19 protein-coding genes and 1 riboswitch are annotated in these 21,229 nt (G+C 72.0%); of the genes, 4 read left to right on the top strand and 15 right to left on the bottom strand.

Annotation, left to right across the window (positions count from 1 at the left end):
* Positions 1-326: 326 nt before the first annotated feature.
* On the bottom strand, positions 327-1,931 hold the full coding sequence (locus tag ACZ62B_RS26390; protein WP_469692278.1) for an amidohydrolase: 1,605 nt from the start codon (positions 1,929-1,931) through the stop codon (positions 327-329).
* A gap of 207 nt (positions 1,932-2,138) precedes the next feature.
* Positions 2,139-2,579: an Lrp/AsnC family transcriptional regulator gene (locus tag ACZ62B_RS26385; RefSeq protein WP_019325021.1), complete on the bottom strand. Its 441-nt coding sequence runs from the start codon at positions 2,577-2,579 to the stop codon at positions 2,139-2,141.
* 245 nt (positions 2,580-2,824) lie between these two features.
* Between ACZ62B_RS26385 and ACZ62B_RS26380 the strand changes: the two genes are divergently transcribed.
* Positions 2,825-3,259: a hypothetical protein gene (locus ACZ62B_RS26380; protein ID WP_344560677.1), complete on the top strand. Its 435-nt coding sequence runs from the start codon at positions 2,825-2,827 to the stop codon at positions 3,257-3,259.
* A gap of 332 nt (positions 3,260-3,591) precedes the next feature.
* On the opposite strand, the gene ACZ62B_RS26375 is transcribed toward ACZ62B_RS26380, so the two are convergent.
* The 4 genes from ACZ62B_RS26375 to ACZ62B_RS26360 all read right to left on the bottom strand — a co-directional run bounded on the left by ACZ62B_RS26375 (position 3,592) and on the right by ACZ62B_RS26360 (position 7,451).
* Positions 3,592-4,764 (bottom strand): acyl-CoA dehydrogenase family protein, encoded by a 1,173-nt coding sequence (locus tag ACZ62B_RS26375; RefSeq protein WP_468720510.1) that lies wholly within the window; start codon positions 4,762-4,764, stop codon positions 3,592-3,594.
* A 273-nt stretch (positions 4,765-5,037) separates the two neighbouring features.
* Positions 5,038-5,694, bottom strand: a complete 657-nt coding sequence (locus tag ACZ62B_RS26370; RefSeq protein WP_344560675.1) for a TetR/AcrR family transcriptional regulator — start codon at positions 5,692-5,694, stop codon at positions 5,038-5,040.
* A 94-nt stretch (positions 5,695-5,788) separates the two neighbouring features.
* A complete protein-coding gene (locus ACZ62B_RS26365; protein WP_344560674.1) occupies positions 5,789-5,929 on the bottom strand; it encodes an SCO1431 family membrane protein in 141 nt (46 codons plus the stop codon).
* Between the two features lie 142 nt (positions 5,930-6,071).
* Positions 6,072-7,451, bottom strand: coding sequence for a peptidase C39 family protein (locus ACZ62B_RS26360; RefSeq protein ID WP_344560673.1), 1,380 nt, complete (start codon positions 7,449-7,451; stop codon positions 6,072-6,074).
* A gap of 274 nt (positions 7,452-7,725) precedes the next feature.
* Here ACZ62B_RS26360 and ACZ62B_RS26355 point away from each other — a divergent pair, with 274 nt between their 5' ends.
* Positions 7,726-8,346: a hypothetical protein gene (locus ACZ62B_RS26355; protein WP_468720528.1), complete on the top strand. Its 621-nt coding sequence runs from the start codon at positions 7,726-7,728 to the stop codon at positions 8,344-8,346.
* Between the two features lie 428 nt (positions 8,347-8,774).
* Positions 8,775-10,637: an AAA family ATPase gene (locus tag ACZ62B_RS26350; protein WP_344560672.1), complete on the top strand. Its 1,863-nt coding sequence runs from the start codon at positions 8,775-8,777 to the stop codon at positions 10,635-10,637.
* Positions 10,638-10,748: 111 nt separating this feature from the next.
* Here the strand turns inward: ACZ62B_RS26350 and ACZ62B_RS26345 are convergent, their stop codons facing one another.
* From ACZ62B_RS26345 to ACZ62B_RS26305, 9 genes are all read right to left on the bottom strand, one after another.
* On the bottom strand, positions 10,749-11,825 hold the full coding sequence (locus ACZ62B_RS26345; RefSeq protein WP_344560671.1) for a hemolysin family protein: 1,077 nt from the start codon (positions 11,823-11,825) through the stop codon (positions 10,749-10,751).
* Positions 11,822-13,153 (bottom strand): hemolysin family protein, encoded by a 1,332-nt coding sequence (locus tag ACZ62B_RS26340; RefSeq protein WP_344560670.1) that lies wholly within the window; start codon positions 13,151-13,153, stop codon positions 11,822-11,824. The genes ACZ62B_RS26345 and ACZ62B_RS26340 overlap by 4 nt, the downstream gene beginning before the upstream one ends.
* 282 nt (positions 13,154-13,435) lie before the next feature.
* Entirely contained in the window at positions 13,436-13,906 is a 471-nt protein-coding gene (locus ACZ62B_RS26335) for a PH domain-containing protein (protein WP_344560669.1), read from the bottom strand.
* Positions 13,907-13,925: 19 nt separating this feature from the next.
* Entirely contained in the window at positions 13,926-14,810 is an 885-nt protein-coding gene (gene hisG, locus ACZ62B_RS26330; protein WP_344560668.1) for an ATP phosphoribosyltransferase, read from the bottom strand.
* A 47-nt stretch (positions 14,811-14,857) separates the two neighbouring features.
* Positions 14,858-15,130, bottom strand: a complete 273-nt coding sequence (locus ACZ62B_RS26325) for a phosphoribosyl-ATP diphosphatase (RefSeq protein WP_029383007.1) — start codon at positions 15,128-15,130, stop codon at positions 14,858-14,860.
* Between the two features lie 34 nt (positions 15,131-15,164).
* Entirely contained in the window at positions 15,165-15,650 is a 486-nt protein-coding gene (ribH, locus tag ACZ62B_RS26320) for a 6,7-dimethyl-8-ribityllumazine synthase (RefSeq protein ID WP_030867847.1), read from the bottom strand.
* A 21-nt stretch (positions 15,651-15,671) separates the two neighbouring features.
* Positions 15,672-16,961 (bottom strand): bifunctional 3,4-dihydroxy-2-butanone-4-phosphate synthase/GTP cyclohydrolase II, encoded by a 1,290-nt coding sequence (locus ACZ62B_RS26315; protein WP_344560667.1) that lies wholly within the window; start codon positions 16,959-16,961, stop codon positions 15,672-15,674.
* Entirely contained in the window at positions 16,958-17,599 is a 642-nt protein-coding gene (locus tag ACZ62B_RS26310) for a nicotinamide mononucleotide transporter family protein (protein WP_468720504.1), read from the bottom strand. The genes ACZ62B_RS26315 and ACZ62B_RS26310 overlap by 4 nt, the downstream gene beginning before the upstream one ends.
* Positions 17,596-18,210 carry a riboflavin synthase gene (locus ACZ62B_RS26305; protein ID WP_344560665.1) on the bottom strand — a complete coding sequence of 205 codons (615 nt, stop codon included), beginning with the start codon at positions 18,208-18,210 and terminating at the stop codon, positions 17,596-17,598. Before ACZ62B_RS26305 ends, ACZ62B_RS26310 begins: the two co-directional genes overlap by 4 nt.
* A gap of 144 nt (positions 18,211-18,354) precedes the next feature.
* Positions 18,355-18,485, bottom strand: a riboswitch (FMN riboswitch).
* Between the two features lie 223 nt (positions 18,486-18,708).
* On the opposite strand from ACZ62B_RS26305, the gene ACZ62B_RS26300 reads away from it, so the two are divergent.
* A complete protein-coding gene (locus ACZ62B_RS26300) occupies positions 18,709-21,033 on the top strand; it encodes a chitinase C-terminal domain-containing protein (protein ID WP_468720499.1) in 2,325 nt (774 codons plus the stop codon).
* Positions 21,034-21,229: the final 196 nt, after the last annotated feature.

Here is a 21,229-nt window from a genome sequence, read left to right as displayed (position 1 = left end):
TGAGCGCCCGGGCCCCACCCGGGGTCACACCTCCCCGACCGGCCGGAACGTCCCTCGGTACCGCGCCGCCGCTGAGCCTGGCTCCCAGTGACGGTGCCCCGGTACGGCACACCGTCCCTGACCCAGCGGCACCGACACGAGTGGCCGGACGTTCTCCGGTCGGGCGTCCGGTGGTGGACCCGGCCGAACCTACCGGCCCCCCGCGGCCGCCTGTCAACAGCCGTTCGACCTGCGCGATGTGGTTCAAACGCCTGGTCGGCGAGGAGGATGCGCAGGTCGTGAGAGAAGGGCGCGGCACATGATCGTCACCGCGCCGCCCCCGTAGATCACTCGCCCGGCCGTACGAACACCGTGCGCCCGCCGACCACGGTGCGCAGACAGACCGGCAGGTCACGGCCGGGGGCGAGGTCGGGCAGGCCGGGGGTGCCGGAGCGGGGGTCGGTGGACCAGCGCGCCACCCGGTCGTCGGGCGCCTGGACGACGAGTTCACCGGTGTGCCAGAGGGCGTAGTCGGCGGGCGCGCCGGGCACCAGGACGCCCGCGTCGTCGCGTCCGACCGCCCGCCAGCCGCCGCGCGTGTGCGCGGTGAACGCGGCGCGCACGGAGACGCGGTGCTCCGGTGTGCGGTGGAAGGCGGCGGCCCGGACCGTGCCCCAGGGGTCGAGGGGGGTGACCGGACTGTCGGAGCCGAAGGCGAGCGGGACGCCGGCGCGCAGCAGCGCCGCGAAGGGGTTCAGGGTGCGGGCCCGCTCCACTCCCAGGCGCCGCGCGTACATGCCGTCCTCGCCGCCCCACAGGGCGTCGAAGGCGGGCTGGACGGAGGCGGTCAGGCCGAGTTCGGCGAAGGCGGCGACGGTCTCGGGGGTGAGCATCTCGGCGTGCTCGACGCGGTGCCGGGCGGCGCGGACGCGGTCGAGGCCGAGTGTGCCGGCGGCGGCCCGCATGCCGTCCACGACGGCGCTCACGGCCGCGTCACCGATGGCGTGGAAACCGGCCTGGAGGCCCGCCTCGGTGCAGGCGACGACATGGGCGGCCACGGCCGCGGCGTCCAGGTGGGCGGTTCCGGTGTGGGCGGCGTCGGCGTACGGCTCGTGCAGGCACGCGGTGTGCGAGCCGAGGGCACCGTCGGCGAACAGGTCGCCCGCGGCACCGATCGCGCCCAGCTCCTTCGCCTTGGCGACGTCCTGTTCGGCCCAGTAGCCGACGACGCGCGGGCCGCTCTCCTCGGCGGCGAGCCGCAGCAGTCCGGTGAAGTCGTCCTCGGACGAGATCTCCGGGCCCCCGCACTCGTGGACCGTGCCGATGCCGAGGGAGGCGGCGTGGGCGAGGGCGGCGCGCTGGGCCTCGGTGCGCTGGGCGGGCGTGACGGCGGCCAGGGCGGCGGCGCGCACCGCGTGGTGGGCGTCCCCGGTGAGCGGGCGGTCCTCGCGGGTGACCACGACCGGGACGAGGTCGAGGAGCGCCGTGGTGACGACCGCGGAGTGGACGTCGATCCGGCTCAGGTAGAGGGGGCGGCCGCCGGTGGCCTCGTCGAGCTCGGCGCGGGTCGGGGGACGGCCGCCGGGCCAGCGGGCGGCGTCCCAGCCGTGGCCGAGGAGGACCCGGTCGTCCGGGCGGGCGGCGGCGAACTCCCGTACGCGGGCCAGCGCGGCCTCCAGCGAGGGGGCGGTGGACAGGTCGAGGCCGGTGAGGGCGAGGCCGGTGGCCGTGGTGTGGACGTGCGCGTCGGTGAACGCGGGGGTGACCAGCGCGCCGTCCAGGTCGATCACCTCGTCGACGCCGTCCGCGAAGGCGTCGGCCGCGCCTTCGGAGCCGACCCAGGCGACCTGGCCGCGTTCGACGACCATCGCGGTCGCGAAGGGGTCGGCGGGGCTGTGGACCTCGCCGCGGCGGAGCAGGAGGGTGCGGGGTGGGGCGGTGCGTTCACTCATGTCCCACAGTTTCGCGTGTCGTGCGGGGCGCTCCGCATGCAGGGCCGTCTCCGGTGGGGCGACGCGTCCCGTGCGTTCCCGGCCGGTCCATTGTGATCGCCCCCGCCGTCCCTTCCCGTCCCGAACCCGGGGCTCCGCCCCGGACCCCGCTCCTCAAACGCCGGAGAGGCTGAACCTCAGCCGGACGGGCCGGAATCGGCGCGGGATTCAGACGCGCGGCGGGCGGGCTTCGTACGGGGTGGAGAGGACCACCGTCGTGCGGGTGGAGACGCCTGCCAGTGAGCGTACGCGGGCGAGCAGTTCCTCCAGTTCGTGCGGGGTGGACACGCGCACCTTGAGGATGTAGTTCTCGTCGCCCGCGACGCTGTGGCAGGCCTCGATCTCGGGGACGCCGGCGAGGCGGTCCGCGATGTCGTCGGGGGCGCTGGGGTCGAAGGGTTTGACCGAGATGAAGGCGGTCATGGGCAGGCCGACGGCCTCCGGGTCGACGACCGCGGCATAGCCGCGGATGACGCCACGCTGTTCCAGCCGGCGCACCCGCTGGTGCACGGCCGACGTGGACAGGCCCGTGGCCTTGCCCAGGTCTGTGTAGCTCATCCGCCCGTCCTTGACGAGCAGCTGCACGATCTGTCGGTCCAGCTCCTCCATGGCGCAAGAACCTACAGTGCGCTTGATCTCCTCGGATACCTGAGCCGCCCAGGTCATGCCCGGTTCGTGACGTGCCGGGGGACAAAGCCCCCGCACGGGGCACCCGCACCTGGCATGTGACGAACACCACAGCCTTCGAGCGGTCTCCGTGATGTTCCCGTGATTACCCCGGAGGGGGGACGGGAAGTGCTTGCTGTGGTCGAGGCCGCAGTGCCTTCACGGCCCAGCCCGAGGGGGAGAACCCAATGCAGAGTCTTAAGCGCCTTGGTCGTACCACGTCCAAGCGGCAGCAGCCGGTCGTCGAGCTCGATCTGGAGTACGTCGAACCCGACGTCCCGGACGAGGAACCCGACGCCTACGACACCTTCGAGATGTACCGGGTCGTCTGCCCGGACTGCGCGCAGCCCATCGCCCTGCTCGCGGACGAGGACACCCTGCCGGAGCACGCGCTGTGCGCCTCGCCGTGGAACCCGTTCGGGCTCACGGTCTGCGCCGGCACCGGCCGCCGGGCCGCCGAGGCGCGGTCGGCCGACGAGTCCGTCGCTCCCCAGGAGCAGGACACGGCCCTGCTGTTGACGCTCCCCCAGGGGCTCGACTGGCGCACGCAGCCCTTCTCGCACGTCGGCGGTCCGGGCTCGCGTCCGATCCGGGTTCCGGCGATGCGGCGGCACGCCGCCTGAGCGCACACCGGTGCGGGGGCGGCGCGGTCCGCCGCCCCCGTCCGCGCGGGACCGCCGCGAACGCACGTCCTGTTCCGGGGGTCGGTGACCCGTCCGGCCGCTCCCGCGTTGCCCGGGTATGACGACCCCCACGCACTCGACGACCGGGCGTCAACGCCGCGTCTTCGTGCCGCCGCCCGCGGAGGCGGTCGCACCCGCGCCGCCCCGGCTCCCGGATCCGCCGATCTACCGCGATCTGATGCGGACCTGGGCGGACCGGGGCCGCACGCTGCCCGGGCGGCAGGATCCGGAGTGGACCCGGCTCGCCGCGCCCTGGCGGGGGCTCGATCCGCTCAGCGGGTCTCCGGACCCGCGAGGTGGCGGGCGATGACCATGCGCTGGATCTGGTTGGTGCCCTCGACGATCTGCAGGACCTTGGCCTCGCGCATGTAGCGCTCGGCGGGGAAGTCCGCGGTGTAGCCGTAGCCGCCGAGGATCTGCACGGCGTCGGTGGTGACCCGCATCGCCGTGTCGGTGCAGTGCAGCTTGGCCATGGCGGCCTGCTTGGCGAACGGCCGCCCCGCGTCGCGCAGCCGGGCCGCCGCCAGGTACAGCGCGCGCCCCGCCTCGATCTGCGTGGCCATGTCGGCGAGCATGAAGCGCAGTCCCTGGAAGTCGGCGATCGGCTTGCCGAACTGCCGCCGCTCGGCCGCGTAGCCGAGCGCCTCGTCCAGCGCCGCCTGGGCCAGGCCGATCGCGCAGGCGGCGATGCCGAGCCGGCCGCCGTCCAGCGCCGACAGGGCGATCGCGAAGCCCTGCCCCTCCTCGCCGATGCGCCGCGCGTCGGGGACCCGGACGCCGTCGAGATGGACCTGGGCGGTGGGCGAGCCCTTCATCCCCATCTTCTTCTCCGGCACGGCGGCGCTCAGTCCCTCGGCGTCACCGGGCACCAGGAACGCGGTGATGCCGCGCGGGCCCTCCTCGCCGGTACGGGCCATGACGGTGCAGAAGTCGGCGATGCCGCCGTGGGTGATCCACGCCTTGGTGCCGGTGATCACCCAGTCGTCCCCGTCGCGCACGGCCTTGGTGCGCAGGGAGGCCGCGTCCGAGCCCGAGGCGGGCTCGGAGAGGCAGTAGGCGCCGAGCAGGCCGCCGCCGAGCATCGCGGGCAGATGCTCGGCCTGCTGCTCCTTGGCGCCGAAGGCGGCGAGCGCGTAGGAGGCCAGGGTGTGCACGCTGACACCGAGGCCGACGGTGAGCCGGGCCGCGGCGAGCTCTTCGAGGACCTGGAGGTAGACCTCGTACGGCTGGTCTCCGCCGCCGTACTCGGAGTCGTAGGGCAGGCCGAGCAGGCCGGACTCGGAGAGCAGGGTGAACAGTTCGCGGGGGAAGCGGCCCGCGTCCTCCTCCTCGGCCGCCCGCGGGGCGACCTCGCGCTGCGCGATGTCGCGGACGAGCGAGATGAGGTCCCGGGCCTCGTCCGTGGGCAGTTGCCGGTCCACCGGCTGCGGGGCGCGGTCGGGCATGGCGGCGCTCTCCTCCCTGTCGGGCACATCGGCGTGCGCCTTGGGTGGGGGCGGCTCCGCCGGGGTCGTATCGGTGCCTGGCCGATGCTCGCACTCCCGGGTCTCGGAAGCTGCTGACCAGCGGCTGTGCGCTGCGAGTATGCCCGATCGGCCGCAGCAAGTCACCAGTTAACGACCGCTCACTTCAAAAAGTTTCCGCACCCCCGCCGGACGGGACATTCGCCCGAAAGGCGGCACCCCGAACGGGGAACCGATCAAGGGACGGGGCCCGTCTCAGACGTCGCGGCGGGCGGGGGCCGGGGCCGGGTGGGCGGGGTCCAGCTCCTCGATGGCGCGCATGGCCCCGCCGAGCGTCTTCACCAGCAGCTCGCTCATGGTCTCGCGGGACAGTTCACCGCGGTCGATCCAGGCGAGCGCGGCGCCCTCCACGCTGCACACCCAGGCCAGCAGCCCCATCCGCGCCACCGGCGAGATGTCCGTACGGCCGTAGGCGCCCTCGGCGATGGTCGCGACGATGGCCTCGCGCACCCCGTCCCGGATGGCGTGCACCTCGGTGTCGAAGCCGACGCCGCCGCTGACGATCGCGCGGTAGGCGGCCTGGTTGTGCTCGGCGTACCGCAGATAGCTGTCGATGGTGCGGTGCACCCGCTCCACCGGCGGCAGCCCGGCCCCGCTCGCGGCGAAGCCGACCAGACCGGCCACCGAGTCCTCGATGATCGCCAGGTAGTAGCCGCGCTTGGAGTGGAAGTAGTAGTAGATCAGCCCCTTGGCGACCTGCGCCTGGCGTGCGATGTCGTCCATCGAGAGCGCGTCGTACGACGTGTCCGCGAACAACTTCCGCCCGATGGCGATGAGTTCGGCGCGACGCGTGGACGAACGCTCGGTACCGCGCGTCGCGGGGCGTACGGCGGACTGCCGGCTGATGTTCAATTTCGACCCAGGTCTTCCTGCGGGCGGTGGGACGTCCCGCCGCAGTATGTCAGGTCATCCGGAGGAACCGGACCGGCAATCCCGCGACCTCGGGTTACAGCAGTCCCAGCTGGGTCACGAACATCGCGAGGACCACGACGAGGGTCCATCCCATGACGTGTTCGAGGATCTTCGGGCCGTCCTCCCGGGGGCCGCCGGTGCGGGCGCGGGTGACGGTGACTGCGTTCGTGGTCATGGCTTCTCGCTGGTCTCTGTGGTGCGGTGGACTCCCCCTGCGACTGACGTCCACCTTGCCACCGCGAGCGGCTTCTGCGGCCGAGACGTCGGTCACAGACGTCCGACGGCCCCGGGCGACCGGGGCCGTCGGCGGGGCCGGCTCAGCGCACGCCCACCGCCGCGAGCGCCTTGCGCTGCCGCGGGGTCGGCCGGGCCGGGAAGTAGAGGTAGCAGACCCCTCCGGTGCCGGACACCACCTTCCCGGAGGCGTTGTACCGCTTGGTCCGCAGCCAGATGTTCTCCCACTCGCGCCGCCGGTAGACACGGCGCACGGCCGCGTTGTCGTCCGAGGCGGGGTCGTTGGCGACCACATCGCCGTCGGCGGTGAAGCCGATCACCGTCATCAGGTGACCGGAGGTTCCATACCCCGCCCCGGTCAGCTCCTCCGCCAGGAACGACTGCGACGTGATGGCCGGGATGCCCGCGGCGATCAGCGTCTCCAGGTCGGTGAGGGAGCCGAGGCGGGTGACCACGCCCGCCAGGCCGTCGAAGGTGGCCGCGTAGGCGGCGTTGAAGGGCCAGTTGCCGCAGCCCTCGTACTGGTGGTCGAACGTGTAGCGGGCCGCGTGGCAGATCTGCGGGTCGGCGTAGGACGGGTCGACCCAGGAGAGCTGCTCCTCGGTGAGCCGGCCGCCCCAGTACTCGATGATCATCTGCGAGGAGGTGGGGCTGCACCAGGCCTCGCCGCCGTTGTCGTACTCCGGGTACTGGCCCTTGTGGATCTCCTGCGAGTAACGCGGGACGATCAGCTCCTTGGCGAGGCCGGGCTCGGAGGCGGGGACGGTGAACCGGTCGGGGATGTCGGAGCCCATCGCGCCGAGCCGCCACACGGTCGGGGTGAGCCGGGTGCCGGGGCGCCGGTAAAGGGTCAGGCGCAGCCGGTACGAGACGAGGCGCAGACCGGAGGCCGCGTCGTCGACGGAGAACGTGTCCGTCCAGATGCTGCTCTTCCCGTCGCTCTGGTCGTCCACCGAGGTGCGCCGGATGTCCTGGTCGCCGGCGGCCCAGCGGCCCATGACGTACCAGGGGGTGTCCGTGCCGTCGGAGTACGTGCCCTTCAGCTCGGTCTGGAGCCAGGTGCCCGCGGGGGTGTGCGCGTTCCAGGAGGCGATGACCTCCGTCGCCGGAACCCCGAGACGGTGCACGGGCGAGGTCCAGGTCGCGTACTCCCAGGCGGCCGTGCGGCCGGTGTGCGGGTCGGTGTAGTCCGTGGTGCCGGCGGGCCTCACGATCAGAAGGCCGGGGCGGGCACCGGCGACGGCACGGGTCCCGACGGCGGTGCCGCCGCGCCAGTCGGTGTACGAGGTCCAGAACCGGTTGTCGACGGGGCGGGCGGCGGTCCGGCCGCCGCCGGTGACGTGTCCGGCCGGGGTGCCGGCCGTCGGAGTGCCGGCGGACGCCGGGCCCGCGCTCCCGGCGACGACGGTGACGACCGCCGCGGTCAGGAGGGACCTGCGGGACGGCAGTTCGGCTCTGCTCATGGGTGGAAGACCCCCAGGTGTCGGAGTCGGTACAGGACCAAGGCACGGCCGGCCGGACGGTGTACGTCCGCCGGGTGGAGCGGGTGTGCGCCAACTATGGACGCAGCCGGGCGGATCCTGCCAGCACCCCGGCCGTACCGCGCCCGATCAACATGGGACTCGACCATTGGCGGGACCCGCGGTGGGGCCGTCCGGCCGAGGGCCCGTCCGTCCGGGGGCTCTAGAGTGCTCGGGTAAGCCCCCCTCTCCCCCTCCCCGCCCCCAGGAACCAGCCATTCACGTTCTCGCCTCCCGCATCCGCCGGCTCGCCCCCTCGTGCGGCCCGGTCCGGCTCGTCGGTGTCGACGGGCACGCCGGCTCGGGGAAGTCGACGTTCGCCCTGCGGCTGGCCGAGGCGCTGGACGGCGCTCCGGTGCTGCGGCTCGACGACATCGCCAGCCACACCGAACTGTTCGACTGGACCGGACGGCTGCTGAGCCAGGTGATCGAACCGCTCGGCCGCGGCGAGACCGCGCACTACTCCCCCTACGACTGGCGGACCCGCCGCTTCGGACCGCCCCGCCCGCTGCCGCCCGCCCCGGTGATCGTCGTGGAGGGCGTCGGCGTCGGGCGCCGGGCCCTGCGCCCGTATCTGGCGCTGCTGCTGTGGATGGACCTCCCCAGGGAGGAGTCCTGGTCGCGGGGGCGGGCCCGCGACGGCGCGGAGCAGCGGGAGTTCTGGGAGGGCTGGGTCCGCGCGGAACGCGAGCACTTCGCGGGCGACCCCTCGCGCCCCTTCGCGGGGCTTCTGGTGCGGCAGCGCCCGGAGGGATACGAGCTGCTTCCCGGGCCCGCCGGTGCGGCTGAATCACCCCCTCCGGTCACACAGGGTGACGGCCCGCCCGCGTTGTGGTGAACCTGTGAAGAGCGGTCCCGGACAAGTTGCCGGAGTACCCCAACTCGGCTTGACCGAGGGCACTTACAGGTCTTACGTTCTCAATGTGCGGCCCTTCGGAGCCGCCGGCAGACGCGAAGCCCCCGGTTGTTCCCCCGTGATCGGGGGCTTCGTTCTGCCCTCTTCGCGTTTTTCGGGCGCTCAGTGGCATATGACGATCACCCTGGGTCACCACGCGTGCTCCGCGCTCCCCTCCCGCCTCGCCCTTCGGCGGGTACGGCACCCTACGGACGTACCGCCGCCGCAGGTACGATGCCCTCGGTGCGACCTACGGACGCTGCTTCGCGCACCTTCCAACTCCGGTCCGCGGCGCAGCGGTTCGACCAACGGGAGCCGACGGACGAGGGCCGGCCGGCACACCGACGGGGGCACGGTTCGTGGGGGACCTGATGGACTTCGGCACGCAGAGCCCGCAAGCCCCGGCCGACCTCGCCTGGCTGCGGGGCGTGGACGCCTACACGATGGGCGCCTATCCGCAGGCGGAGGAGGAGTTCCGGGCCGCGGTGCGGATCGACCCGGGGATGGCCGACGGCTGGCTCGGGCTGCACGCGCTGCGCGTCGACACGACGACCGCGCTGCTGAGGATGTTCCGGCACCGGGAGCGCTTCGGCGAGCAGCGCACCCGGCACCGCCGCACCCTCAACTCCTGGTACTGGCTGGGCTGGTGGGTGCAACCGGTGCTGGAGAGCCCCCGCGATCTGCTGCTGGCGCACGCCTCCCACTGGCTGGACGGGCGCCACGTCCCCGAGCTGGACCGGGCGCTCGCCGGACTGCCCCCGGTGGACACCGATCCGCAGGTCCGCTTCCTGCACGCCTGCCGCGCCTACCTGGTCAAGGACTGGGAGCAGCTGGTCCGGCACACGGACTCCCTCGTCGAGGACCCCCTGCTGGGCATCGAGGCCGGCCTGTTCGGCGGCATGGCACGGGTGCGGCTGGAGATGTACGGGCAGGCCGAACCGCTCCTTTCGGCGGCGCTGATGCGGTGCCGCAGCGAACAGCCACAGCGCAAGGAGCTGCGCTACTGGCTGGCCCGCGCCCACGAGGGGACCGGCCGCAGCGCCGCCGCGCTCCCCCTGTACCGGGCCGTGCACCGGGTCGATCCGGCCTTCATGGACACCTCCGCCCGGCTCGCCGCGATCGCCGAGGGCGACGGGTACGACGACTCCGCCGATCTCGCCGCGATCACGCTCACCGGGGCCGGGCAGGACGTCATGGACGGCCCCGACATGCTCGACCCGCTGTTCGGCACCGAGGGGCGTGACCTGCGGCTGTCCGATCCCGAGCCCCTACCGGGCCCGCTGCCCCCGGTCACCGCTCCGGGCGTGCGGGAGCGGGCGGGCTCCGGGGCGTCACCGCTGCCCACCGGGCCCACGGACCCCGCGTTACTGGAGGAGGCGCTCGCCGAACTGGAGCGCATGGTGGGCCTGGAGCCGGTGAAGCGCCAGGTCAAGGCGTTGTCGGCGCAGTTGAACATGGCGCGGCTGCGGGCCGGGCAGGGGCTGCCGGTGCAGCCGCCGAAACGCCATTTCGTCTTCTCCGGGCCGTCCGGGACGGGGAAGACGACGGTGGCCCGCATCCTCGGCCGGGTGTTCTACGCCCTCGGGCTGCTCGGTGGTGACCATCTGGTGGAGGCCCAGCGGGCGGATCTGGTCGGTGAGTACCTGGGGCAGACCGCGGTGAAGGCCAATGAGCTGATCGACTCCGCGCTGGGCGGGGTGCTGTTCGTGGACGAGGCGTACTCGCTGTCCAACTCCGGGTACGGCAAGGGGGACGCGTACGGGGACGAGGCGCTGCAGGTGCTGCTGAAGCGGGCGGAGGACAACCGGGATCATCTGGTGGTGATCCTCGCCGGGTATCCGGAGGGGATGGACCGGCTGCTGGCCGCGAATCCCGGGCTGTCGTCCCGGTTCACCTCGCGGGTGGACTTTCCCTCGTACCGGCCGCTGGAGCTGACCTCGATCGGGGAGGTGCTGGCGGGGGAGAACGGGGATGTGTGGGACGAGGAGGCGTTGGACGAGCTGCGGTCGATCGCCGGGCATGTGGTGGACCAGGGGTGGATCGACGAGCTGGGGAACGGGCGGTTCCTGCGGACGCTGTACGAGAAGAGCTGTGCGTACCGGGATTTGCGGTTGTCGGTGTATCCCGGGGCGTTGACCCGGGATGATCTGGCGACGTTGCGGTTGCCGGATCTGATGCAGGCGTACGGGGAGGTTCTGTCGGGGCGGGGGCCGGCGGACCCACCGGGGGTGTGAGGCCCCGGTGGGGTGCCCGACGGGGGGGTGGTTTGCGCTCGCCCCGCTGAAGGGGGTGCCTCCCAGGCCTTCAAGGCACTGGGGAGGCACGACTGCCCGCGGCTACGGCAGCTATGTCGCCAGGGCCTCCTCCGGGGTTCCGCTTGCTCTCTGGGGGGTGACCGTCATCTCCCGGTGGGCCGGGTCGCGTACTTCGCCCACCAGGAGTTCCAGGACGTCCTCCAGGGCCACCAGGCCCAGGACCTTGCCGGAGGGGTCGGAGACCTGGGCCAGGTGGGTCGCCGCGCGGCGCATCACCGTGAGGGCGTCGTCCAGGGGGAGTTCGGGGCGGAGGGTCGTCATCGGGCGCCACAGGTGCTGCGGGACGGCGCGGTCGGAGTCCTCCAGGTCCAGTACGTCCTTGACGTGCAGGTAGCCCATGAAGGCGCCGCCGTCCGCGGCCACCGGGAACCGGGAGTACCCGGTGCGGGCGGTGAGCTCCACGATCTGTCCCGGGGTGACCGCGGGCGTGACCGTCACCAGTGACTCGCGGTCGAGCAGGACGTCCGTCACCGGGCGGGAACCCAGTTCCAGCGCGTCCTCCAGACGCTCGGCCTCCTCGGGGTCGAGGAGGCCCGCCTGGCCGGAGTCCTCCACCAGCCGGTTGAGCTGTTCGCTGGTGAAGACGGCCTCGACCTCGTCCTTCGGTTCGACGCGGAAGAGCCGCAGGACGGCCTGGGCGCAGGCGCCGAGCGCGATCGTGACCGGCTTGCACAGGCGGGCGAACCAGACCAGGCCGGGGCTCAGCCACAGCGCGGCCTTCTCGGGGGCCGCCATCGCCAGGTTCTTCGGGACCATCTCGCCGATGACGAGGTGGAAGAAGACCACCGCGGCGAGCGCGATGACGTAGCCGAGCGGGTGGATCATGCCGTGCGGCAGGTGCATCCACTCGAAGACCGGCTCCAGCAGACGGGCGACCGTCGGTTCGGCGACCGCGCCCAGGGTCAGCGAGCAGACGGTGATGCCGAACTGGGCCGCCGCCATCATCTGCGGCAGATGCTCCAGGCCGTACAGCACCTGGCGGGCGCGGGCGGTGCCGAGCGGTTCGATCTGGCTGCGGCGGACCGAGACCAGCGCGAACTCGGCGCCGACGAAGAATCCGTTGGCGAGCACGAGCAGCGCGGCGAAGAGGAGTTGCAGCACGCTCATCCGGCCACCTCCACCAGCGGCAGCGGGGCCGTTCTGACCAGGCGGACGCGTTCGGCGCGGTAGTGGCCGACCCTGCGTACCGACAGCCGCCAGCCGGGCAGTTCCGCGCGGTCGCCGACGGCCGGGATCCGGCCGAGCAGATCGGCGACCAGGCCGGCCACCGTCTCGTACGGGCCCTCGGGCACCTCCAGGCCTATGCGCCGCAGGATGTCGACCCGGACGCCGCCGTCGACGTCCCAGGCGGGGTTGCCGTCCTCGGGCGGGGCGGGGGCGAGTTCGGGGACGTCCTGTCCGTCGTGCTCGTCGCGCACCTCGCCGACGAGCTCCTCGACGATGTCCTCCAGCGTGACGACGCCGGCCGTGCCGCCGTACTCGTCGACGACGACCGCGATGGGCTGCTCGCTGCGCAGCCGCGTGAGCAGCGGCCGTACGGGCAGGGTCTCGGGGACGAGCAGCGCCGGGCGGGCGATGCGGCCCACGGGGGTGCGCAGCCGGTCGTGCACGGACACCGCGAGGGCGTCCTTGAGGTGCACCATGCCGACGATCTCGTCGATCCGCTCCCGGTAGACGGGGAAGCGGGACAGACCGGTGGCCCGGGTCAGGTTGACCACGTCCTCGGCGGTCGCCGAGGACTGCAGGGCGCTGACCTTCACGCGCGGTGTCATGACGTGCTGCGCGGTCAGCTCGCCGAGGGACAGGGTGCGGACGAAGAGGTCCGCCGTGTCCTGTTCCAGGGCGCCGGCCCGGGCGGAGTGCCGGGCCAGGGAGACGAGTTCGCCGGGGGTGCGGGCGGAGGCCAGTTCCTCGGTGGGCTCGATGCCCAGGGCCCGCACCAGGCGGTTGGCCACGGCGTTCAGCCCGGCGATGACCGGGCGGAAGAGCCGGGCGAACGCGTGCTGCGGGCCGGCCACGAAGCGGGCGACCTGCAGGGGGCGGGACACGGCCCAGTTCTTCGGCACGAGTTCGCCGATCACCATCTGCACCGCGGAGGCCAGCAGCATGCCGACGACGACGGAGACACCGGGGACCGCGCCCTCGGGGACACCGATGCCGGTGAAGGGGCCGTGCAGCAGTCCGGCGAGCGCCGGCTGCGCCAGCATGCCGACGACGAGGGAGGTGATGGTGATGCCGAGCTGGGTGCCGGAGAGCTGGAAGGAGAGTTCCCTGAGCGACTCGACGACCCGGCGGGCACGCCGGTCGCCGCCCGCGGCGGCCTCCTCGGCGTCCGGTCGCTCGACGGTGACCAGGCCGAACTCGGCGGCCACGAAGAATCCGTTGGCCAGGATCAGCAGGAAAGCGGCTGCGAGAAGCAGCAAGGAGGTGGTCATGATGCCGCCGCCTCCGCATGCGCGCGGACCTCGTGGAACCGGTCGGCGCTATGTCGGCAGGGGGCGGCGCAGGTACTACAGGACGATCCGTCCATCGCCGGAGAGGGTCACTCCTCGGATAGCTGGAGCCCCTGTGCACCGGGCGGGGCGGCAGGGGCGGAGGCGCGGTCGTCGCGCCTCCGCCCACCAGATTAATCAAGACATGGGCGACTGCGGCAGGTGAACGTCCCCGGTGCTTCCCTGAGCCGGGCCCCGGGCCGCCCCCGAGGGGCGTTCCCCGGGTCAGCTCCGGGGTGCCTCGGGCCCGGCCGTGGAGCGGACCTCGGTGAGCGCCCGCAGGGCCCGCGCGTCGGCGACGGCCCGCTGTCTGGCGATGCCCGGCTGGATGCCGAGCGCGGGCAGGCTGGTGCCGTCGCTGAGGTCGAGGAAGACCCAGGGATCACCGGGACGGAGGTTCACCTGAAGGATCTCCGCCCATTCCAGGCGGCGTCGGCTCACGATGTTGACGACGGTGACGCCCGTCTCGTCGGCGACGACCTTCGGCCGGGCCAGCAGGAACAGCACGCCGGCCAGCAGCGCGGCGGTGAACACGAAGCTGATCCGCTCCCCCGGGCCGAGCTGGTCCAGCAGCAGCGCGATCAGGGTGATGACCACGAAGAGCGCGGCGCCGGCCGTGAGCAGCACCGCGCGGGTGCGGCCCGGGCGGAAGGTGACGGGCAGGCCGGGCAGCCGGCCCGCGGTCGTGTCGGACATGGTGGTGCTCCGGACCCGGTCAGAGGCGGCAGGCGTGGATGGCGGTGGTGAGGATGGCGCGGGCGCCGATGTCGTACAGGTCGTCCATGATCCGCTGGGCGTCCTTGGACGGGACCATGGCGCGGACGGCGACCCAGCCCTCGTTGTGCAGCGGGGACACGGTGGGGGACTCCAGGCCCGGGGTGAGAGCGACGGCCCTCTCGAGCTGTTCGACGCGGCAGTCGTAGTCCATCATCACGTACGTCCGGGCGACCAGGACGCCCTGGAGGCGGCGCAGGAACTGCTGCACCTTGGGCTCCTCGCCGTCCGCGCCGGTGGTGGGGGTCCCCCCGGGCGAGTGTGTTCGAGCCCGGGGGAGGATGACGACGGCCTCGGACTTCATGATCGGTTCGCCGGCGATCTCCAGGCCGGCGTTGCGCAGCGAGGTGCCCGTCTCGACGACGTCCGCGATGACCTGGGCGACACCGAGCTGGATGGCGGTCTCGACGGCGCCGTCGAGGTGGACGACGGATGCCTCGATGCCGTTGTCGGCGAGGTGTCCCGCGACGATGCCCTCGTAGGAGGTGGCGATCGTCTTGCCCTTCAGGTCCGCCAGCCCGCCGATGGTGCCCGGCTTGGTGGCGTAGTGGAAGGTGGAGCGGGCGAAGCCGAGGGGGAGGATCTCCTCGGCGTCGGCGCCGGAGTCGATCAGCAGGTCGCGGCCGGTGATGCCGATGTCGAGCTGTCCGGAAGCGACGTAGATGGCGATGTCGCGCGGGCGGAGGTAGAAGAACTCGACCTCGTTCGCCGGGTCGACGATCCGCAGCTCCTTGGACTCGCGGCGCTGCCGGTAGCCGGCCTCATGCAGCATCTCCCCCGCGGGGCCTGACAGGGAACCCTTGTTGGGGACGGCGATGCGCAGCATGAGGTCGGCTTCCTTCGTGTGAGGGGGCGTGTCGTGGACGTGAGGGTTTACAGGTGGGCGTAGACGTCGTCGAGGGAGATGCCGCGGGCGACCATCATCACCTGGACGTGGTACAGCAGCTGCGAGATCTCCTCGGCGGCCGCCTCCTTGCCCTCGTACTCGGCGGCCATCCAGACCTCGGCGGCCTCCTCGACGACCTTCTTGCCGATGGCATGGACGCCCTTGTCGACCAGCTCGGCGGTGCGGGAGGTGGCGGGGTCGCCGTGGGCGGCCTTCTGCTGGAGCTCGGTGAATAGCTCCTCGAACGTCTTCTTGGACATGGTGGTCCTTACCCTACGCGGTGACGGGGACTGCTCACCGCCAGGGTTCGGATACCGAACGCAAGCAGGCCGCGGTGGCCACGGCCGCGGTGACCGCCTCGTGCCCCTTGTCCTCGCTGGAGCCGGGCAGTCCGGCGCGGTCCAGGGCCTGCTCCTCGTCGTCACAGGTGAGCAGGCCGAAGCCGACGGGGACACCGGTGTCGACCGAGACCTGGGTGAGTCCCTGGGTGACGCCCTGGCACACGTAGTCGAAGTGGGGCGTGCCGCCCCGGATGACGACGCCGAGGGCGACGACCGCGTCGTAGCCCCGGCCGGCCAGGACCTTGGCGACGACGGGGAGTTCCCAGCTGCCGGGGACCCGGAGCAGGGTCGGCTCGTCGATGCCGAGGTCGTGCAGGGCGCGCAGGGCGCCGTCCACCAGTCCGTCCATCACCTTCTCGTGCCACTGCGCGGCGATGACGGCGACCCGCAGGTCCCCCACGTCGCGTACGGACAGTTCCGGTGCACCCTTGCCGCTCACGTCTCTCCTCGGTGTCTCTCGTTACTGGTTGCCGCAGGCGGGCACGGTCGGCGTGTCCAGCCAGGGCAGGTCGTGGCCCATCCGGTCCCGCTTGGTGCGCAGGTAGCGGAGGTTGTGCTCGCTCGCGGTGACGGGCATCGGCTCGCGTCCGGTGACCTTGATGCCGTGGCGGGCGAGCGCGTCGGACTTGTCGGGGTTGTTGGTCATCAGGCGGACGTCGCGGACGCCGAGGTCGGCGAGGATCTGCGCGCCGGCGCCGTAGTCGCGGGCGTCGGCGGGCAGGCCGAGTTCGAGGTTGGCGTCGAGGGTGTCCCGGCCGCGCTCCTGGAGCTCGTAGGCGCGCAGCTTGGACATCAGGCCGATGCCGCGTCCCTCGTGTCCGCGCAGGTAGACCACGACTCCGCGGCCCTCGGCCTGGATGCGGTCCAGGGAGGCGTCGAGCTGGGGGCCGCAGTCGCAGCGCCGGGAGCCGAAGACGTCGCCGGTGAGGCATTCGGAGTGGAGGCGGACGAGGACGTCCTCGCCGTCGCCGATGTCGCCGTGGACGAGGGCGACGTGTTCGACGCCGTCGACGGTGGAGCGGTAGCCGTACGCGGTGAAGGTGCCGTGGGAGGTGGGCAGATGGACCTCGGCCTCGCGGCGGACGGTGGGCTCGGCGGAGCGGCGGTAGGCGATCAGGTCCTCGATGGAGATGATCGTCAGGCCGTGCTTGCGGGCGAAGGGGATCAGCTCGGGCAGCCGGAGCATGGTGCCGTCCTCGCCGGCGATCTCGACGATGGCGCCGGCCGGGCGCAGGCCGGCGAGGCGGGCGAGGTCGACGGCGGCCTCGGTGTGGCCGTCGCGCGCCAGTACGCCGCCGGGGCGGGCGCGCAGCGGGAAGATGTGGCCGGGGCGGACGAAGTCGTCGGCCCGCGCGGTACCGCTCGCCAGCAGCCGGAGCGTGGTCGCGCGGTCCGCGGCGGAGATGCCGGTGGTCACGCCGTGGGCGCCCGAGCCGTCGACGGTGACGGTGAACGCGGTCCGCATGGACTCGGTGTTGTTCTCCACCATCAGCGGGATGCCGAGCCGGTCCAGTTCCTCGCCCTCCATGGGGGCGCAGATCATGCCGCGGCACTCGCTCATCATGAAGGCGACGATCTCGGGGGTGACCTTCTCGGCGGCGATGACGAGGTCGCCCTCGTTCTCGCGGTTCTCGTCGTCGACGACCACGACCGGGCGGCCGGCCGCGATGTCGGCGACGGCCCGCTCGACCGGGTCGAGCGCGAGGTCCTCGATGCCGTCGGTGCTGTACAGGATCGGTGCCGCGCTCATGCCGGCGCTCCTTCCAGGGCGGGCCGCGCGTCACGGGAGCGCAGCCACCAGTCGCGCAGGCCCCACAGGACCAGTGCGCCGTAGATGACGTAGACGAATCCGGAGAAGGCGAAACCGTTGGCGAAGTTCAGGGGGACGCCGACGAGGTCGACGAGCAGCCAGGCGAACCAGAACTCGACCATGCCGCGCGCCTGCGCGTACATGGCGACGATCGTGCCGACGAAGATGTAGGCGTCCGGCCAGGGGTCCCAGGACAGGGACGGGTAGAGGGTGAACAGGCCGCCGACGGCGAGGGTGCCGACCGCCGCGGCGCCCACGAGGAGAAGCCGTTCGAGGTTGGTCGCGAACCGTACGGCGATGGAGCCGTCCCGCGCCTGCTGCCGGCCGCGGTTCCACTGCCAGAAGCCCCAGGCGGCGACCAGCATGACGACGATCTGCTTGCCGGCGCTGCCCGAGAGGTGGGCGGTGGCGAAGGCCGTGAAGAGGATCAGGCCGGAGACGAACTGGGCGGGCCAGGTCCAGATGGAGCGGCGCCAGCCGAGGGCGAGGGCGATCAGACCGATCACGTTGCCGATCATGTCCGACCATTTGATGTGCTGGTCGAAGAGGGTGAAGGCCTCGGAGTTGAGCCAGTTCACCGGGAAGCCCCCTCACCGGTGGCGCGGTCGCCGAGCATCCGCTCGACGTACTTGGCGATGACGTCCACCTCGAGGTTGACCGGGTCGCCGGGCTGCTTGATGCCGAGCGTGGTCAGGGCGAGGGTGGTGGGGATCAGGCTGACGGTGAAGAAGTCGGGCCCGGCGTCGACGACGGTGAGGCTGATGCCGTCGACGGTGATGGAGCCCTTCTCCACGACGTAGCGGGAGAGGCCGGCGGGGAGGGAGATCCTCACGATCTCCCAGTTCTCCGACGGCTCGCGCCCGAGGATCTCGCCGGTGCCGTCGACGTGGCCCTGGACGATGTGGCCGCCGAGGCGGGAGCCGACGGCCGTGGGGCGTTCGAGGTTGACGCGGGAGCCGACGGCGAGGACGCCGAGGCTGGAGCGCTTCAGGGTCTCCGCCATGACGTCGGCGGTGAACTCGTCGCCCTCGTGCTCGACGACCGTGAGGCAGACGCCGTTGACGGCGATGGAGTCGCCGTGCTGTGCGCCTTCGGTGACGACGGGGCCGCGCAGCCGGAAGCGACAGGCGTCGTCGAGGGTCTCGACGGCGGTGATCTCGCCCAGCTCTTCGACGATTCCGGTGAACACTTCCCGGGTCCTCCTGCCTCTTCGGGCACGGACTCCGGGGCTGTCGATGACGACAGAAACCGCGGACGACGACACCGGGGCGACGCCGGACGGAGTTCACCCAGAGGGTGAACCGGTACGGCGGCGCGCATGGATGCCCGCCCGCCGCGCACTGCCTCCCATCCGGACTTTAACCGTCGGTCCAGGAATTTCACCTGGTCAACCGGTCACTGGAGGTGACCGGGTCGCGGACTGTAACCGCCGGTTCGGACTTTCACCGACCCCGGAGTGCGCTGCTACTGGTACAGGGCCAGTGTGCCACGGCCGGCCGCACTCCATGCGGGCGAGGAGTGTGGAGTGGCTCACAGGAAGTGACGCGGAGACCGCCGAGGGTCGCGTGCGGGACAACTCCCCCACCGGGGCACCCTTCTGACGGTCCACCGAATTGGTCCATACCTATTGACGCTCTGGTCTAGTCCTCTTAAGGTCCGAGCCAACTTCCCTGGAGAGGAACCCACTGTGCCGTCCCCCTCACGCCCCGGAGCGAGACCCGCGCTGCTCGCCTCCGCCGCCGCCGTCGCCGGCCTGCTGCTCGCCGCCCTCCCGGCCACCGTCTCGCACGCCGCCGACCAGGAGTCCTGTCGTCCCGACGGGCTGTACTCGACGCCGGGCGTCGATGTCCCGTACTGCTCGGTCTACGACTCGGCCGGCCGGGAGAAGATGGGCGCCGACCACCAGCGCCGGGTGATCGGCTACTTCACCGGCTGGCGCACCGGCAAGGACGGCAAGCCCGCCTACCTCGCGTCCGACATCCCGTGGGACAAGATCACCCACATCAACTACGCGTTCGCGCACATCGACAAGAGCAACAAGATCTCCGTCGGCTCGGACACCGCCGCCAACCCGGCGACGGGCATGACGTGGCCCGGCGTGGCCGGCGCGGAGATGGACCCGCAGCTTCCCTACAAGGGCCACTTCAACCTGCTCAACAAGTTCAAGAAGCAGCACCCGGACGTCAAGACGCTGATCTCGGTGGGCGGTTGGGCCGAGACCGGCGGCTACTTCGACGACAGCGGCGCCCGCGTGGACTCCGGCGGCTTCTACTCGATGGCCACCAACGCCGACGGCTCGGTCAACCAGGCCGGCATCGACACCTTCGCCGACTCGGCGGTCGACTTCATCCGGACGTACGGCTTCAACGGCGTCGACATCGACTACGAGTACCCGACGACGATGAAGGACGCGGGCAACCCGCTCGACTGGTCCTTCGCCAACGCCCGCCGGGCCGGTCTCGTCAAGGGCTACGCGGCGCTGATGAAGACGCTGCGCGAGAAGCTGGACCGCGCGGGCGCGGCGGACGGCAGGCACTACATGCTCACCGTGGCCGCCCCCTCGTCCGGCTATCTGCTGCGCGGCATGGAGACCTTCCAGGTCCAGAAGTACCTGGACTACGTCAACATCATGTCGTACGACCTGCACGGCGCCTGGAACGAGTACGTCGGCCCGAACGCCTCCCTGTTCGACGACGGCAAGGACGCCGAGCTGGCCGCCGCCAACGTCTACGGCAGCGCCCAGTACGGCGGCATCGGCTACCTCAACACCGACTGGGCCTACCACTACTTCCGCGGCTCCATGCCGGCCGGCCGCATCAACATCGGCCTGCCGTACTACACCCGCGGCCACAAGAACGTGCAGGGCGGGACCGACGGTCTGTGGGGCAAGGCGTCCGCCTCCTCCTGCCCGGCGGGCTCCGGCCTGACCAAGTGCGGTGACGGCGCCGTCGGCATCGACAACCTCTGGCACGACCTCGACACCAACGGCAAGGAGTCCCCGGCGGGCTCCAACCCGATGTGGCACGCCAAGAACCTCGAGAAGGGCATCGTCGGCGACTACGTCACCGACTACGGCTTCCCGGCGGACACGAAGCTGACCGGGACCTACGCCCGCAAGTACGACCCGACGCTGGTCGCCCCCTGGCTGTGGAACGCCGAGAAGAAGGTCTTCCTCTCCACCGAGGACGAGCAGTCGGTCGGGGCCAAGGCCGACTACGTGGTGGACCGCGGCATCGGCGGCACCATGGTCTGGGAGCTGGCCGGCGACTACGACTGGAACGCCGCCGAGGGCCAGTACGAGACGGGCGACACGCTCACCTCGCTGATGTACGACAAGTTCAAGGCGGCCACGCCGTACGGCGCGAAGAAGTCGAACGCGGACCTGCCGTCGGAGGCCGTGAACGTGGGCGTGGAGTTCACGGACTTCAAGCTGGGCGACTCCAACTACCCGATCACGCCCAAGCTGCGGATCACGAACAACACGAAGACCGCGCTGCCGGGCGGCACGGAGTTCCAGTTCGACTACGCGACCTCGGCTCCGGCGAACGCCTCCGACCAGTCCGGCTTCGGCACCAAGGTCATCAGCAGCGACCACACGGGCTCCAACGTGGGCGGTCTGAAGGGCGACTTCCACCGGGTGTCGCTGAAGCTGCCGGCGTGGCAGTCGCTGGCGCCGGGCGCGACCGTCGACCTGTCGTTCAACTACTACCTGCCGGTGTCGACCCCGTCGAACTGGACGGTGACGATCGGCGGCAAGGCGTACGCCCTCGCCGGGGACCTGGCACGCGGGACGACCGTCGTCGAGCCGGGCGGCGGCACGACGCCGACCGACCCGCCCACGACGCCGCCCGGCGACTGCGCTGACCCGGCCTGGGACGCCTCGGCCTCGTACGGCGGCGGCAGCGTGGTGTCCCACGAGGGCCACGTCTGGAAGGCGCAGTGGTGGACGAAGGGCGAGGAGCCCGGCACCACCGGCGAATGGGGAGTGTGGCGGGACCAGGGAGCCTGCTGACCCTCACGGACCGGCCCGGCGGCGGTGACGACGGCCCTTGCCCGCCGCCGGGCCTCACCACGCGCGGATGCGCCCGGTACCGGACCCGGAGAAGCTGGACTCCGCAGGGGACGGGTCCCCGGACCGATGTCACATCCGGCGGTGGTCGATCCGTCCCAGCAGACGCGGGGCGCTCCGTCGGGGAGCGCCGGGTGTC

It is taken from the genome of Streptomyces sp. NPDC053426 (genome assembly GCF_055585405.1).
This window is presented reverse-complemented; position numbering and strand designations above follow the sequence as displayed.